Origin of the sequence: Desulfovibrio sp. X2, from assembly GCF_000422205.1 — a bacterium.
In the GTDB taxonomy this organism is placed as follows: Bacteria; Desulfobacterota; Desulfovibrionia; order Desulfovibrionales; family Desulfovibrionaceae; genus Alkalidesulfovibrio.
The window spans coordinates 36120-51448 of record NZ_ATHV01000013.1 but is presented as its reverse complement, the minus strand read 5'-3'; the positions used below and the strand labels follow the sequence as shown (position 1 = coordinate 51448).

Annotated in this window: 14 protein-coding genes; 10 read left to right on the top strand and 4 right to left on the bottom strand. The window is 69.9% G+C overall.

Features of this window, described 5'->3' with window-relative positions; genetic code table 11:
* Positions 1 to 120 precede the first annotated feature (120 nt).
* From DSX2_RS18515 to DSX2_RS04705, 10 genes are all read left to right on the top strand, one after another.
* Positions 121 to 285, top strand: a complete 165-nt coding sequence (locus DSX2_RS18515; protein WP_172640007.1) for a hypothetical protein — start codon at positions 121 to 123, stop codon at positions 283 to 285.
* Positions 282 to 2342, top strand: coding sequence for a S16 family serine protease (locus DSX2_RS04745; protein WP_020880010.1), 2061 nt, complete (start codon positions 282 to 284; stop codon positions 2340 to 2342). The genes DSX2_RS18515 and DSX2_RS04745 overlap by 4 nt, the downstream gene beginning before the upstream one ends.
* A gap of 3 nt (positions 2343 to 2345) precedes the next feature.
* Positions 2346 to 3875 carry a sensor histidine kinase gene (locus DSX2_RS04740; RefSeq protein ID WP_020880009.1) on the top strand — a complete coding sequence of 510 codons (1530 nt, stop codon included), beginning with the start codon at positions 2346 to 2348 and terminating at the stop codon, positions 3873 to 3875.
* The gene (locus tag DSX2_RS04735) at positions 3872 to 5293 is read left to right on the top strand and encodes a sigma-54 dependent transcriptional regulator (protein WP_020880008.1); all 1422 of its coding nucleotides are present in this window, start codon (positions 3872 to 3874) and stop codon (positions 5291 to 5293) included. The genes DSX2_RS04740 and DSX2_RS04735 overlap by 4 nt, the downstream gene beginning before the upstream one ends.
* A gap of 132 nt (positions 5294 to 5425) precedes the next feature.
* Positions 5426 to 6721: a phosphoribosylamine--glycine ligase gene (gene purD / locus DSX2_RS04730; protein WP_020880007.1), complete on the top strand. Its 1296-nt coding sequence runs from the start codon at positions 5426 to 5428 to the stop codon at positions 6719 to 6721.
* A complete protein-coding gene (gene purE / locus DSX2_RS04725; RefSeq protein ID WP_020880006.1) occupies positions 6718 to 7218 on the top strand; it encodes a 5-(carboxyamino)imidazole ribonucleotide mutase in 501 nt (166 codons plus the stop codon). The genes purD and purE overlap by 4 nt, the downstream gene beginning before the upstream one ends.
* A gap of 87 nt (positions 7219 to 7305) precedes the next feature.
* Positions 7306 to 9249, top strand: coding sequence for a molybdopterin-dependent oxidoreductase (locus DSX2_RS04720; RefSeq protein ID WP_020880005.1), 1944 nt, complete (start codon positions 7306 to 7308; stop codon positions 9247 to 9249).
* Between the two features lie 4 nt (positions 9250 to 9253).
* Entirely contained in the window at positions 9254 to 9832 is a 579-nt protein-coding gene (locus tag DSX2_RS04715; RefSeq protein ID WP_020880004.1) for a DUF2914 domain-containing protein, read from the top strand.
* A gap of 147 nt (positions 9833 to 9979) precedes the next feature.
* Entirely contained in the window at positions 9980 to 10591 is a 612-nt protein-coding gene (locus DSX2_RS04710; RefSeq protein WP_020880003.1) for a C-GCAxxG-C-C family protein, read from the top strand.
* The gene (locus tag DSX2_RS04705; RefSeq protein ID WP_020880002.1) at positions 10591 to 11178 is read left to right on the top strand and encodes a rhodanese-like domain-containing protein; all 588 of its coding nucleotides are present in this window, start codon (positions 10591 to 10593) and stop codon (positions 11176 to 11178) included. Before DSX2_RS04710 ends, DSX2_RS04705 begins: the two co-directional genes overlap by 1 nt.
* A 119-nt stretch (positions 11179 to 11297) precedes the next feature.
* On the opposite strand, the gene DSX2_RS04700 is transcribed toward DSX2_RS04705, so the two are convergent.
* The 4 genes from DSX2_RS04700 to DSX2_RS04685 form a co-directional block, all read right to left on the bottom strand.
* Positions 11298 to 11546 carry a phage regulatory CII family protein gene (locus tag DSX2_RS04700; protein ID WP_020880001.1) on the bottom strand — a complete coding sequence of 83 codons (249 nt, stop codon included), beginning with the start codon at positions 11544 to 11546 and terminating at the stop codon, positions 11298 to 11300.
* A gap of 417 nt (positions 11547 to 11963) precedes the next feature.
* Positions 11964 to 13127: a GNAT family N-acetyltransferase gene (locus tag DSX2_RS04695; RefSeq protein WP_020880000.1), complete on the bottom strand. Its 1164-nt coding sequence runs from the start codon at positions 13125 to 13127 to the stop codon at positions 11964 to 11966.
* 193 nt (positions 13128 to 13320) lie between these two features.
* A complete protein-coding gene (locus DSX2_RS04690; RefSeq protein ID WP_020879999.1) occupies positions 13321 to 14721 on the bottom strand; it encodes a TRAP transporter large permease in 1401 nt (466 codons plus the stop codon).
* Positions 14718 to 15326: a TRAP transporter small permease gene (locus DSX2_RS04685; protein ID WP_020879998.1), complete on the bottom strand. Its 609-nt coding sequence runs from the start codon at positions 15324 to 15326 to the stop codon at positions 14718 to 14720. The genes DSX2_RS04690 and DSX2_RS04685 overlap by 4 nt, the downstream gene beginning before the upstream one ends.
* Positions 15327 to 15329 lie beyond the last annotated feature (3 nt).

Sequence of the window (15329 nt, the reverse complement as noted above, 5' to 3'; positions counted from 1 at the left end):
TCACCCCGGTTTGGTTGTTGCAATCGACATCACCATAACAAGCGGCGTGCCAAACCCGATGCATTTGTATCATGCTGAAATGAAACGATTTTTTCTGCAACACACGATCCGGGAGCGCAAATGAACATGTTGCACATTGAAACGACGCAGGATACAAGAGGCCTGAAGAAGCCGGAATTGCTGGATTTAGCCGATCCAACCGGGGTGTTCGCATCTGCAACAGCCGTTGCCGTATGTCACGGTCCGGCGAAGACGCCGATGACCGAGGAGGTCGGGACCCGATGATCTTCTTCAAGAAGCCCGAGGACGAGGCCCCGCGCGACGAGCACGCGGAGGAGCTGCGCGCGCGGCTCGCCGCGGCCGACCTGCCCGCCGAGGCGCGGCGCACAGCCGAGAAGGAGCTCGAGCGGCTCTCCCGCACCGACCCCTCCCTGGCCGAGTACAGCATCGCCTCCGCCTATCTCGACTGCATCCTCTCCCTGCCCTGGAACGCGCTCTCGCCCGAGACGCCGGACCCGGCCCGCGCCGAGCGCGTCCTCGAGACGAGCCACGCCGGGCTCGGCCAGGTCAAGGAGCGCGTCCTCGAGCACCTGGCCTCGCGGACCATGCGCGCGCACGCCGTGCCGCTGGTCCTGGTCGTGGACGACGAGACCATCGCACGCGAGAACCTGCGCCACGTGCTCACGCGCGAGGGGTACCGCGTGGAGACCGCGGCCAACGGCCTGGAGGCCCTGGACAAGGTCAGGCGCTGGGAGGTGGACCTCATCGTCACCGACCTCAAGATGGAGCAGATGGACGGGTTGCAGCTCCTGGAGGAGGCGCGCAGGATCTCCCCGACCACGCGCGTGGTCATGGTCACGGGCTTCGCCACCGTGGAAACGGCCGTCTCGGCCATGAAGGCCGGGGCCGTGCACTATCTTTCCAAGCCCATCGAGATCGACGAGCTGCGCACCACGGTGCGCCGCCTGCTCGGCGAGCGCGGCCCGGCCCCGGCCGTGCGCTCGCCCGTCCTGTGCTTCGTGGGTCCTCCGGGCGTGGGCAAGACCTCCGTGGGCATGGCCGTGGCCGAGGCGCTCGGCCGCTCCTTCACGCGCATGTCCCTGGCCGACCTGCACGACGAGGCCGAGCTCAGGGGGCATCGCCGCACCTACGCCGGGGCCATGCCCGGCCGCATCATCCAGGCCCTGCGCTCGCTGTCCGTCAGGAACCCCGTGTTCATGCTCGACGAGGTGGACAAGATCGCCCAGGACGCCAAGGGCGACCCGGCCGCGGCCCTGCTCGAGATCCTCGACCCCGAGCAGAACGCCCGCTTCGTGGACCGCTACCTGGAGATCCCCTTCGACCTCTCGTCCGTGCTCTTCATCGCCACGGCCAACTCCGTGGACCGGCTGGAGGGGCCGGTGCTCGACCGCATGGAGCTGGTGCCCTTCTCCGGCTACTCCGAGGCCGAGAAGCGCGACATCGCGCGGCGCTTCCTGGTGCCGCGCCAGCTGCGCGAGCACGGCCTGACCAAGCCCTGCCCCAGCTTCCCGGACGCGACCCTGTCCGCGATCATCCGCGACTACACGAGCGAGGCGGGCGTGCGCGGGCTCGAGCGCGAGATCGCCCGGCTCTGCCGCAAGCTCGCCCGGCGCTGCCTGCAGCAGGGGGGCGCCTGCTGCGAGGAGATCGGGCCAGGCGAGGTGGCCGGGCTTCTCGGCCCCAGGCGCTACACCCACGGCGCGGCGCTCAACGATCCAGCGCCGGGGCTTGCCGCGGGGCTGGTCTGGTCGTCCACGGGCGGCGAGGTGGTGGTGGTCGAGGCCACGCGCATGCGCGGCTCAGGCCGCCTGCTCATGACCGGCTCGCTCGGCGAGGTGCTGAAGGAGTCCGGGCAGATCGCGCTCTCCCACATCCGCAGCAATGCCGCGCGTCTCGGGCTCGACGAGGAGTTCTTCGCCGGACACGACATCCACATCCACATCCCCGCGGGCGGCGTGACCAAGGACGGCCCCTCGGCCGGGCTGACCATCTGCGTGGCCCTGGTCTCCCTGCTCACCGGACGGGCCGTGCGCTCGGACACCGCGCTCTCGGGCGAGATATCCCTCTCCGGCCGCCTGCTGCCCGTGGGCGGCATCCGCGAGAAGCTCCTGGCCGCCGCGCGCGCGGGCATCTTTACGGTCGTCCTGCCCGAGGCCAACGCGGCCGACGTGGCCGCCCTGACCGAGCCGCCCGAGGAGCTGCCGCGCGTGGTGCTGGCGCGCGACGTGGACGCGGCCCTGTCCGAGGCGCTCACGAAAGCCGGAGCGGCCGCCTCGGCGGCGGCCCCGGACGCCGCGGGCGTGCCGCACGAAGGGAGATAGGCCATGCCCTCCTTCTCCCCCCTGCCGCTGAAGGTCTTCGCCCTGAACATCCGCCAGAAGGTGCTGCTCGGCATGGCCGTGGCCCTCATCGGCTTCAGCCTGCTCGGAGCCATCTCCTACCGCCAGCTCCTGGGCCAGGAGCACGCCCTGCACTTGGCCGAGGTCGTGGACGACATGTTCAACGACATCCTCGAGATCAGGCGCTACGAGAAGAACTACCTGCTCTACGCCATGGAGGAGGACTATCGCGAGAGCCTGCAGTACGCCGACCAGGTGCTCGAGCAGGTGGGGCGCATAGAGCCCGCGGGCGGCCAGGGCACGGGCCGTCCGGACGAGGACGCCCTGGTCCTCAGGCTGCGCGGCATGATCCTCGAGTACCGCGAGGTCTTCGGCAAGCTCGCCCTGGAACACCGTCCCATCGCGGCCCGCGAGAGGCTCAGGAACGAGCTGCGCGAGAAGGGCAAGGAGCTCGTGGACGCGGCGCAGCACATCGCCTCGCTGCAGCGCCAGCGCATCTTCACCGGCGTGCTGCGCCTAAAGCAGCAGCTCCTCCTGACCATCCTGGGGCTGGGCGGGGTGAGCATCATCCTGGCCTGGACCATCGGGCGGCGCATCATCCGCGCCCTGACGCTCATCGACCTCTCCACGCGGCGCATCGCCGAGGGCGACTTCACCCCCCTGGCCGTGCCCGAGAGCCGCGACGAGACGCGCGGCGTGGCCGAGGCCATGAACCGCATGGTGGGCGAACTGGAACGCCGCCAGAACCAGCTGCTGCAGGAAAAGAAGCTGGCCTCGCTCGGCGTGCTCACCTCGGGCATCGCGCACCAGCTGAACAACCCCCTGAACAACATCTCCACCTCCTGCCAGATCCTGCGCGAGGAGGCGGACACCTGCGATCCCGAGTTCTCCCGGCAGATGCTCGACAACATCTACCAGGAGGTCATCCGCTCGCGGAACATCGTCAAGGGACTGCTCGAATTCTCGCGCGAGACGCAGTTCACGCTCCGCCCCGTGCGCCTGGCGGGCCTCGTGGAGCGGGCCACGCTGCTCGTGCAGAGCCAGCTCCCGGCCGGGGTCTCGGTGGTGCGCGACGTGCCGGACGACCTCGTGGTGCCGCTGGACAGCCAGCGCATGCAGGAGGCGCTCCTGAACCTGCTCATCAACGCGGGCCAGGCCATAGAGTCGGCCCAGGGCGCCGGACAGAGCGGCGGCTCGAGCGCCGGACAGAACGGTGCGGCGCCGGGCACCATCACCGTCTCCGCCCAGGCGGAGAACGGGCAGGCCGTGCTCAGGGTGAGCGACACCGGCGTGGGCATCGCGCGCGAGAACCTGGGCCGCATCTTCGACCCCTTCTTCACCCTGAAGGAGGTGGGCAAGGGCACCGGCCTCGGCCTGTCCGTGGTCTTCGGCATCGTCAAGAAGCACGGCGGGTCCATCTCCGTGGAGAGCGAGGAAGGCCGGGGGGCCTCGTTCATCATCCGCCTGCCCCTGCCCAGACCGGAAAACCACGACACCGGCGTGGAGGCCGCATGAGTCCGACGAACACAGGCGACGCCCAGGCGATCGAGCCGCAGCAGAGCCCCATCGTCCTCGTGGTCGAGGACGAGGCCATCGCCCGCAAGAACCTGGTCCACGTGCTGGAGCGCCAGGGGCTGCGCGCCGAGGCCGCCTCCGACGGCGCCCAGGCCCTGTCCATGCTCGAGGGCACCGAGTACGACCTGGTGATCACCGACCTGGTCATGCAGGGCGCGGACGGGCTGGACGTGCTCAGGCGCGCCAAGGAGCTCTGGCCGGACACCGAGGTCATCGTGGTCACCGGCTACCCCACGGTGGAGACGGCCGTGGAGGCCATGCGGCGCGGGGCCTACGACTACATGGTCAAGCCCTACCGCATCGACGAGGCCAGGATGCTGGCGCGCAAGGCCCTGGAGAAGCGCAGCCTGCGCCTGGAGGTCCAGGCCCTGCGCGAGAGCGTGGAATCCCTGGGCGACCCCGTGACACTCATCGGCGCCGCGCCGCCCATGGAGGCGCTTCGCCGCACCATCGACCGCGTGGCGCCCACCGAGTCCACGGTGCTCATCCAGGGCGAGACCGGCACGGGCAAGGAGCTGGTCGCGAGAAGCCTGCACATGGTCAGCCGCCGCGCGGGCAAGCGCTTCCTGGCCATCAACTGCGGCGCCTTCAACGACGAGCTCCTGGAGAACGAGCTCTTCGGCCACGAGCAGGGCGCGTTTTCCGGCGCGAACAGGATGAAGAAGGGGCTCTTCGAGGCCGCGCAGGGCGGCACGCTCTTCCTCGACGAGGTGGGCGAGATGAGCCTGGCCATGCAGGTGAAGCTCCTGCGCGCGCTGCAGGAGCGGACCATCCGCCGCGTGGGCGGCACGCAGGACGTGGAGGTGGACGTGCGCGTCATCGCGGCCACCAACAAGGACCTGAAGGACGAGGTGGAGGCGGGCCGCTTCCGCGCCGACCTCTTCTTCCGGCTGAACGTCATCACCCTCTCGGTGCCGCTGCTCTCCGAGCGGCGCGGCGACATCCCGCTCCTGGCCCACTATTTCCTGGCCCGCATCTCGCGCAGGCTCGGGCGCGCCGCGCCCGTGCTCTCGCCCGAGGTGCTGGACCTGCTCTCGGCCTACGCCTACCCCGGCAACGTGCGCGAGCTGCAGAACATCGTGGAGCGGGCCACGGTCATGGCCGAGGGCGACGTGGTGGAGCCGCGCCACCTGCCGCCGGACCTGGCGCACCCGGCCTTCCGCGTGACCCGCGCGCAGGAGGCCCCGCCGCCGCCCGCCGAGGACGAGGGCGAGCCCGTGAGCCTCGAGGAGAACGAGCGCCGCCACATCTCCCGGGTCATGCGCCACGCCGACGGCAACAAGAGCAAGGCCGCGCGCATCCTCGGCATCGACCGCGTCTCCCTGTGGCGCAAGCTCCGCCGCCTCGGGCTCGAGTAGCCTGCGGGCGGCCCGCCGTCCGAGGAATCCCCGGGCGGCGGATCGCACCGGCGTTCAGGCCCGCGGCCGCGCATTTGCAAGGCCGCGGGCTTTGCTCTATCTTCCGCCCACCACACTATTTGGAGGATCATGGTGAACGTCCTCATCGTCGGCTCCGGCGGCCGGGAACACGCCCTGGCCTGGAAAATCGCCCAAAGCCCCCTGGTCGAGAAGATCTATACAGCCCCCGGCAACGGCGGCACCGCCCTTTTGGGCGAGAACGTCGCCATCGGCGACGACGACGTGAAGGGGCTCGTCTCCTTCGCGAAGAAGCACGATGTCGGCCTGGTCGTGGCCGGGCCCGAGCTGCCCCTGACGCGGGGCCTCGCCAACGCCATGCACGACGCGAAGATCCCCTGCTTCGGCCCCACCGAGTACTGCGCCCAGCTCGAGGGCTCCAAATCCTTCGCCAAGCAGGTCATGCTCGAGACGGGCGTGCCCACGGCCCACTTCGCGGTCTTCGAGGACTTCGCGCAGGCCAAGGACTTCATCGAGGAGACCGGCGCGCCCCTGGTGATCAAGGCCGACGGCCTGGCCGCGGGCAAGGGCGTGGCCGTCTGCCAGAGCGTGCAGGAGGCCCTGTTCGAGCTCGAGCAGAGCATGGTGCACAAGCGCTTCGGCACGGCCGGAGAGAAGATCGTGGTCGAGGAGATGCTCGGCGGCGAGGAGGTCTCGTTCCTGGCGTTCTGCGACGGCGAGCGCATCGCGGCCATGCCGTCGAGCCAGGACCACAAGGCCGTGGGCGAGGGGGACACCGGCCCCAACACCGGCGGCATGGGCGCCTTCTCCCCGGCGCACATCCTGCCCGAGGACGCCTACCAGGACATGGCCGAACTGGTCCTGCTGCCCATCGTGCGCCACATGAAGAACAAGGGCCACCCCTTCGTGGGCGTGCTCTACGCCGGGCTCATGGTCAGCTCCGACGGCCCCAAGGTCCTGGAGTACAACGTGCGCTTCGGCGACCCCGAGTGCCAGCCCCTGCTCATGCGCCTGGACACGGACCTCGTGGAGATCATGCTGGCCTGCTGCAAGGGCCGCCTGGACCAGGTGGACATCCGCTGGAAGCCCCAGACCGCGCTGTGTGTGGTCATGTCCGCCGAGGGCTACCCCGGCGGCTACGCCAAGGGCATGCGCATCACGGGCATCGACGAGGCCGAGGCCGATTCCGCCTGCAAGGTCTTCGTGGCGGGCGCCCAGCGCGACGAGGACGGCTGGCTCGTCTCCACGGGCGGCCGCGTGCTCGGCGTCACGGCGCTGGGCGACGACCTCACCGACGCCCGGGGCCGGGCCTACTCCGCCGTGGGCAAGATATCCTTCGCGCACAGCTACTGCCGCCGCGACATCGGCGAGAAGGGGCTCAAGTGGGAGTCCGAGGGAGAGAATAAATGATCAAGGTCGCCGTGTTCATCGGCTCCATCTCCGACGAGGACAAGATGCGGCCCTGCGCCGAGACGCTCAGGGAACTCGGCATCCCCTGCCGCTTCACCGTGACCTCGGCCCACCGCACGCCCGAGCGCACCGAGGCGCTGATCCGCGAGCTCGAGGCCGACGGCTGCCAGGTCTTCATCTGCGCTGCGGGCATGGCCGCCCACCTGGCCGGGGCCGTGGCCGCCAAGACCACCCGCCCGGTGCTCGGCGTGCCGCTGAACGCCTCCTCCCTCTCGGGCATGGACGCCCTGCTGGCCACGCTGCAGATGCCTCCGGGCTTCCCGGTGGGCACCCTGGCCCTGGACAAGGCCGGGGCCAAGAACGCCGCGTACCTGGCGGCGCAGATCCTGGCCCTGGGCGACCCGGAGCTCGCGAAGAAGCTCGTGGCCCTGCGCGAGAAGTTCAAGCGCGACGTGGAAGCCGCGGCCAAGGACCTGGAAGAGCGCTTCTCCGCCTGACATTGGAATCCCCGCGCGGGCGGCCGGACGATCCCGGCCGCCCGCGCGTTCGCCCGAAACCCCGGCCGGACCACAGGTCAAAGCCCCATGCCCCCGATTCTCACCTCCTGCACCCGCCACTGTCCCAACGGCTGCGCCCTCCTCGTCGAGCGCGACGCGGAAGGCCGGACCATCACCAGCATCAAGGGCCGCGCCGACCACCCCTACACGGCGGGCATCGTCTGCGCCAAGACCGCGCGCTTCATGGAGCGCATCGCCTCCCCGGAGCGCATCCTGGCCCCGCAGATCCGCGACAAGTCCACGGGCCGCGTGCGCGAGGCCTCCTGGGACGAGGCGCTCTCCCTGGTCTGCGAACGCCTGGACGCCCTGCGCGCCACGCCCGGGGACATCCTGCACGTCTTCGGCAACGCCTCCGGCGGCCTCCTCTACCGGGCCTCGGTGCACCTCTTCGACAGGCTCGGCACGGCCCGCATGTCCGGGACCATGTGCCTGGGCGCGGGCAAGGAGGCGCTGGCCGGGGTCTTCGGCGCCATGCACGACCCGGACTACTCCGACCTCGTGAAGGCCAAAAGCGTCGTCAACTGGGGCAGGAACCTGGACGCCCAGAGCCCGCACATCGGCCGCCTGGTGAACGAGGCGCGCAGGAACGGGGCCCGAGCGCTGACCGTCTCGCCCGGCGACGGGAACTACGCCCCGTACAGCGACGCGCAGATCGTGGTGCGGCCGGGCATGGACCGCTTCCTGGCCGCTGCCGCGGCCCGCATCCTGCTCGACTCCGGCCGCCTGCCCGCGGCGGCGCTGGCGCGCGCGAAGAACGCCGAGGCCTTCCTCGGTCTCCTGCGCGGCCAGGACGTGGACGCGCTGTGCGACGCGGCGGGCGTCACGCCGGACGACGCCGCCGCCCTGGCAAAGGCCTATGCCGACGGCCCCACGGCCACCCTGCTCGGCCGGGGGCTGCAGCGCTACGCCTTCGGCGGCGAGAACGCCGCCTTCGTGGCCGCCCTGGTCGCGGTCTCGGGCAACGTGGGCGTGGCGGGCGGAAACGTGCACTACGCCGCGGGCGAGCGCGGCCTCTTGGACGGGAGCTTCGGCAGGCCGCACACGGCCGCGCCGCGCACCTTCTCCTACGCGGACCTCGGCGGCGACCTCGCCCGGGCCCGGGAGGAAGGCGAACCCGTGCGCATGATCTGGGTCGAGGGCACGAACATCGTGACGCAGGGCCAGGACAGCCGCGCCATCCAGGACGAGCTCGCGCGCGCCTTCACCGTGGCCGTGGAGCCGTTTCCCACGGACACCACGCGCTGCGCCGACGTCGTCCTGCCGCCCGCGCTGATGCTCGAGTGCGAGGACGTGGCCGCGCCCTCCATGGCCAGCTTCGTGCACTGGTCCGCGCCCGTGGTGCCTCCGCGCGGCGAGACGCGCGGCAACTTCGAGATCGCCGCGACCGTGGCCGCGCGCCTCTCTCCGCCCGTGCCCTTCCCCGACGCCGAGAAGGTCATCGCGCAGGCGCTTTGCGCCGAGCGCGTGCAGACCACGCCCGGGGAACTGCGCGCCGCGGTCCACCTGGCCGCGCCCTCCCCCGGCGTGCCCTACGAGGGCGGCGTCTACGCCCATCCGGACGGCCTGTGCCGCCTGCCCGAGACGCTGCACGCCGAGCCTGCCGCGCCTGTGCACTCCCCCCTGCGCCTGCTGTCCACGATCCGCAAGAGGTACCTGCTCTCGCAGATCCCCATGGCCGAGCAGCAAGACGACCTCACGGTCTTCCTGGCGCCCGAGCGCCTTCAGGCCGAAGGCTTCGCCCCGGGCGAGACGGCCGAGCTCCACGGACCGCGCGGCATGCTCCGCGTGCGCCTGGAGGCCAAGCCGGGCCTTTCCCCGGACTGCGTGTACGTCCCCCGCGGCGGCTGGCTCTCCTGCGGCCAGGGCGTGAACGCCCTGCTCGTCGGACGCGAGGCCGACATGGGCGGACAGGCCGCCTACTACGATCACTGGTGCCGCCTCGCGCGGCCCGCGGACGACGAGAGGAGATAACCCCGTGCGTGCCCCCTTCCCCCTGGCGAAATCCCCGGCCACCCCCACCTTCTGCCGCACCATCGGCCGCACCATCGGCCGCACCATCGGCCGCACCCTCACCCGCACCGTCGCCGCGACCCTGTGCGCGGGCCTGCTGCTGGCCCTCGCGGCCGCCCCGGCCCGGGCCGCGACGAGCGTGACCGAGATCAAGATCTCGGAGAAGATGGACCTCGATCCGCACTCGGCGAGCTTCCGCGAGCCCGTGGACGGCATCTCCGTGCTGCCGCCCGCCTCCACCGCCCAGCCGAGCTTCGCCGCCTCCGGGCTCGACCGCGTCTACGTCTGGCTCAGGCTCGACTCCGACGAGGCAGTGCACCTGACCGCCACCTGGAACTTCCTGCCCGAAGGCGCCAAGCCCTCGGACATGGGGGCCTGGCAGGAGGCGCAGAAGAGCGGCGTGGACATCCCGGCGGGCGCCAGGGGCTTCCGCATCTGGCTGCTCAAGAACATGGACGGCGAGAAGTCCCGCGGTCGCTGGATCGTGACCCTGGCCGAGGAGAACGGCGAGGTCGTCTGCTCCGTGCCCTTCACCGTGCGCTAGGGCGCTGCGTGAGGTCTGTCCGGAGAGCCGATGAATGCACGCGGCTCCATCAGGACTATCTATTTGACCGCACCGCCCCGCGGCCCTACCTCACAAGGATATGAGCAGAGTCTTCATCCGCGCGTTCGGCCGACCGGGGAGGACGCGATGACCATCCCCGGCACCGAGCTCGCCGCGCCCGCCACCACCCAGGCGGACGGCGAGATCGTGGACGCCGTGCGCCGTCGCGCCCAGGGCCTCTACCACGAGCGCGAGCTGCTCTGCTCCGAGGCCGTGCTCGTGGCCGTGAACGAGATCTTTTCCTGCGGCCTGACGCGCGAGCAGGCCGTGGGCATGAGCGCCGCGCTGCCCGTGGGGCTCGGCGGACAGGGCTGCCTGTGCGGCGCGCTCTCCGGCGCGGCCGTGGCCCTCGGGCTGCTGCTCTCCTCCCCTGGCCCCTCCCTTGCGCGCCCCCTCTCTCGCAAGGCCGTGCGCGAGGCCTCGGCCGCGCTGCACGAGCGCTTCACCAAGAGCCACGGCGCGGCCTGCTGCCGCGTGCTGACGAAGGCGGTGAAGAAGGACAAGCGGGCGCATTTCGAGCAGTGCGAGGGCCTCACGTCCTGGGCCGCGGCAGAGGTCGCGCGCCTCGCCCTGGAGCTTCGCCCCTCCCTGGAGCAGGTGGCCGATCCGGCGGCCGGACGCAAGGCGAAAAAGCCCTTCGGCTTCATCAAGCGGCTCGGCCTGGGACCCGGCCTCCGGCTCGGACCAAGGCCCGGCTGATGGCGCTCGCGGCTTCCGCCACACACCGCAAGCGACTGCGATTCCTGCTGCTGCTCGCGGCCTTCGCCGTGGCGGCTGCCCTGCTCGCGCGCGAGCACCTCTCCCCGGACTACGCGGACCTCGACGACACCAGACGCCTGACCATGGCCATGGCCATGTATCGGGACTACGCCAAGGACTTCCCGGCCGTGCCGGACATCTCGGCCGGGCGGGCCCTGTATCTCCAGGAGGCGGGCAAGGCGGTCTTCGTGGATCTGCGGGAGCCGCGCGAGCGGGAGGTCTCCGTCATTCCCGGCGCGCTCACGCCCCCGGACTTCCTCGCCGCATGGCGGCAGGACCCGGCCCGCTTCGCGGGCAAGACGGTCGTCGCCTACTGCACCATCAGCTACAGAAGCGGCGAATGGATCAGGGATCTCGAGGCCGACGGCGGCAAGGCGCCCGAGGTGGAGAATCTGGCCGGCGGCCTGCTGGCCTGGCTCCATGCGGGAGGCCCGCTGGCCGGGCCCGACGGGCGGCCGACGCGGCGGGTGCACGTCTACGGGGCCAAATGGGACCTGGCCCCGCGCGGCTTCACGACTGTATACTAGAGCGTTCCGAAGAGAATTCCCGGCGGGCGGCCGACGCCTGGGAGGCGAGAACGCCGCCCGAAAGCAAGAGGCCCGCCGAGGCGGGCCTCCCGTTTCCCCACCCTTCTTCCCAATGGTCGCTAGAGCTTCTTCTCACGCGCGGGCGTAAGGCGGTAGCCGAGATCCTCGGCGATGGCGCGCAGGGCCGAGACGTCCCCGCTGGACCTGAGGATGGCCGAGAGGTCGTCCACGCCGATCTTGGCCCCCCTGTCCCAGGGGTTGAGCTCGCGCAGCAGGGTCGAATACGGCTTGCCCAGAGCCTTGGCGACCTGCTTGGCGAGACCCCGGCGCCTGACGATGGATTCGTGGAGAATTTGCGTCACGTTCATGTCGTCCACCTCCTCCCCCTGACGGGGTGAATGCCCCTTCAAACCATGTGGCACCGATGCGGCAAAGATTCCTTTCTCGTCCAGCACCAAGAATTGGACCCGCCGCAGCCTGCCAATCCCCTTCAAGCTGAATGCCTGTTTAACTTGATGCCCTGACTTGGGACAAAAATCAAGCCGCATTTCCCAAAATACACAAAAACCCCCGGGCAAAACATTGGTTGGACGACCAACATGACTGGAAGTACCATTATATTCTTGGATGTTGTCGATTAGACGCTTAGAACTGAACAGCTATTCAATAATTATGGCAAGCGCTGCTCGCGCACTCTGAAATCGCTTCGGCAATGGAGGTGCGTCGCCGGAGAAAATCCGGTCTCGATTCGGGTGCAAGGAGGGAAGAACGGACGGGAGAGGCGGTCAGGCGAACGGCAGGAGCTCGTTCATCTCGGCGATGTGGGCCCGTTCGAGCTCGTTGATCTCGCCGATGTGCGCCTTGAGCAGGCCGCTCATGCGCGGATCCAGGAAGCGGTGCAGGCTCAGGCAGGCCGAGGAGACGAAGCCGCGCCGGGCCTTGTGCACGCCGCCCATGCCGGGGTCGAAGAGCCGCACGCCGCGCTCGATGGCCCAGGTCATGGGCGTGTAGTAGCAGGTCTCGAAGTGCAGGTGGCGGACTTCCTCGAAGCAGCCCCAGTAGCGGCCCCAGAGCCTGTCGCCCTTGCGCACGAAGAGCGCCAGGGCCAGTGGATCGCCCTGCCCGGCGCGGAATGCCGCCCCGAGGACCAGGCGGGAGCCGCAGCGCGCCACGAGTTCCTCGAAGAAGGCCCGGGTCAGGAACTTGCAGCCCCAGGGCCCGAACTTGGCGTTGGTGCGCACGTAGATCTGGTACATGAGGCGCATGAGCCGCGGCGAGATGTCGCCGCCCTCGATCATCTCCACGCGCACGCCCTGCGCGGCCAGCCCCGCGCGCTCGCGCCGCACGTTGCGCGCCTGGCTCGTCCGGAAGCGCGCCAGGAAGTCGTCAAGGCTCGCATAGCCCTGGTCCTCCCAGAGGTAGCCCTGGTGTTCCCAGACGCTGAAGCCGAGCGGGTCGAGCTCGCCGGGCAGCTCCGGATGCACGAAGTTGCAGTTGACCCCGGACAGGCCGAGCGACCAGCAGGTGTGCAGCACCTCGCGTCCCATGCGGAAGACCACGTCGGTGCGGTCCTCCTCGGGGGCCACGAGAAAGGTGTAGCCCGTGGCCGGGGTGAAGGGCACCATGCCCACGAGCTTCGGGTAGTAGGCCAGCCCGAGCCGCCCCGCGACCTCGGCCCAGACGTGGTCGAAGACGAACTCCCCGCCGCTGTGCCCCTTGATGTAGAAGGGCGCGGCGCCCACGAGCCTGTCGCCCCGCCAGGCCAGCAGGTGGCGCGGCAGCCAGCCCGTGGCCGCGCAGGCGCTGCCGGACTCCTCGGTCAGGGCGAGCCAGTCCCATTCCAGGAACGGAAAGGGGCTCGGCTGCGCCAGCTCGTCCCAGGCGGCGCGGGGGACCTGGGCCATGCCTTCGGCCCAGGTCAGGGTCAGTTCGATGCGCGGCTGCGTCATACTTTTACATCTATCCCCAGACCGCGGTCGTGTCACGCCCGGGCGGCTCCGGAAAGACCGGATCGGTCCGGTTTACGGCCCTCGAGGGGCCTTCCCGTTCCCGCCGGGGCGCCCGAGCACGCCCAAGACGCGGGCGGCCGCCTCCCGTTCGGGAGGCGGCCGCCTCTTGTGCGCCGTGCGCCGGGTCCTGCCGCTACTTGAAGCCCTTCAGGGAGTCCAGATAGTCGGGCAGGAAGGTGGACATCTCGGGCACGTAGGTCGTGACGGCCAGGAAGGCCAGCAGGATCAGGAGCCACGGCAGGGCCGCCCTGAGCACCCAGGTCAACGGCTTGCCCGTTATGCCCGCGGTGACGAACAGGTTGAGCCCCACGGGCGGGGTGATCATGCCGATCTCCATGTTGATGACCATGACCACGCCGAGGTGGATGGGGTCGATGTGCAGGCGCATGGCGATGGGGAAGAGGATCGGGGCCATGATCAGCAGGATGGCCGACGGCTCCATGAAGTTGCCCGCCATGAGCAGCAGCAGGTTGACCACGATCAGGAAGCCCCAGGCGGGAAGGCCCCAGCCGGCGATGAGCTCCGCGATGTGGTGCGGGATGCGCTCCGTGGTCAGCACGTGGGCGAAGAGCATGGCGTTGGAGATGATGAACAGGAGCATGATGCTGACCTTGGCTCCGTCCAGCAGGACGCGCTTGACGTCCTTGTCCACCATGCTCTTGGGGAAGGCGGCGAGCATGGCCACGGTGTTGCGGCCCATGGACGCCCCGAGCGACTCGCCCGGAAGCCGCCACGGCACCTCCTTGAGCGGCCCCATGTCCCGGTAGACGAACACGGCCACGAGGTAGGCGTAGATCACCGAGACCGCGGCGGCCTCGGTGGGGCTGGCCACGCCGCCGTAGATGGCGCCGAGCACGATGACGATGAGCATGAGCCCGCCCAGGGCCGAGACGAAGGAGCGCCCGAGCGCGCTGAAGCCGGGCCAGGGCAGGGCCGGATAGTTGCGCACGCGCGAGATGATGTAGATCGCGACCATGATCGTCAGGCCGAGCGCGATGCCGGGGATGAAGCCGGCCATGAACAGCTTGGCCGCCGAGACGTTGGTCGCGGCGCAGTAGACGAGCATGACGATGGAGGGCGGAATGAGGATGCCGAGCGTGCCCGCGTTGCAGATCACGCCCGCGGCCATTTCCTCCGGATAGCCCGCGCGCACCATGGCCCCGATGGCGATGGCGCCGATGGCCGCCACGGTGGCCGGCGAGGAGCCGGAGACCGCGGCGAAGAGCATGCAGGCCAGGACCGAGGCCATGGCCAGGCCGCCGCGGATGTGGCCCACGGAATCGATGGCGAAGCGGATGATGCGGTTGGCCACGCCGCCCGTGGACAGGAAGACGGAGGACAGGATGAAGAAGGGAATGGCCAGCAGCGTGTAGTGCTCCGACAGGGTCGCGAAGTACTTGAGCGCTATGGAGGCCAGCGAATCGTTCGAGAACAGCACGATGGTCGTGATGCTCGAGAAGCCCAGCGCCAGCGCGATGGGCATGCCCGTGGCCAGGCAGAGGAAGAGGATGATGAAGAGCGCGGCGGTGGTCATCGCGTCGCCTCCCCGTTTCCGCCGGGCCCGGCGTCATTCCCTCCCGGCTCGTCGCCTCCGGGCTCGCCCGCGGCGCGCCTGGCCTCCTCCACGAGGCGCATGCTGTCCTTGGCCTCGTCGGTCAGGGCGAAGCTCTCCGCCTCGCCGCGCACGACCTTCCACAAGAGCGCCAGGAGCCGCCAGCCGATGAGCGCGAAGCCGACGATCAGGGGCACGCCGTGGGACAGCCAGCGGGGCACGGGCAGGTCCTGCATCTCCAGGCCGATGCTGTGCATCTTCTGGGCGTAGATGAAGGCCCCGTAGATGATCATCACGCAGTAGGCCAGTCCGCAGCAGATGGCCACGCCGGTGACCACGCGCCGCGCGCCCCTGGGCATGGCCTTGATGGCCGCGTCCACGCCGATGTGCGAGCCGACCTTGATGCCGTAGGAGGCCCCGAAGAGGACCATCCAGGCGGACATGGCCAGGGTCAGTTCCTCGGCCCAGAGCAGCCCGGTGTTGAAGACGAAGCGAAGGATCACCTCGACGAAGACGAGCAGGGTCATGGCAGCCAGGAGGAGGATGATGACACCCTCCTCCAGGCTGTTGAACAGGCGCGCGATCATGCG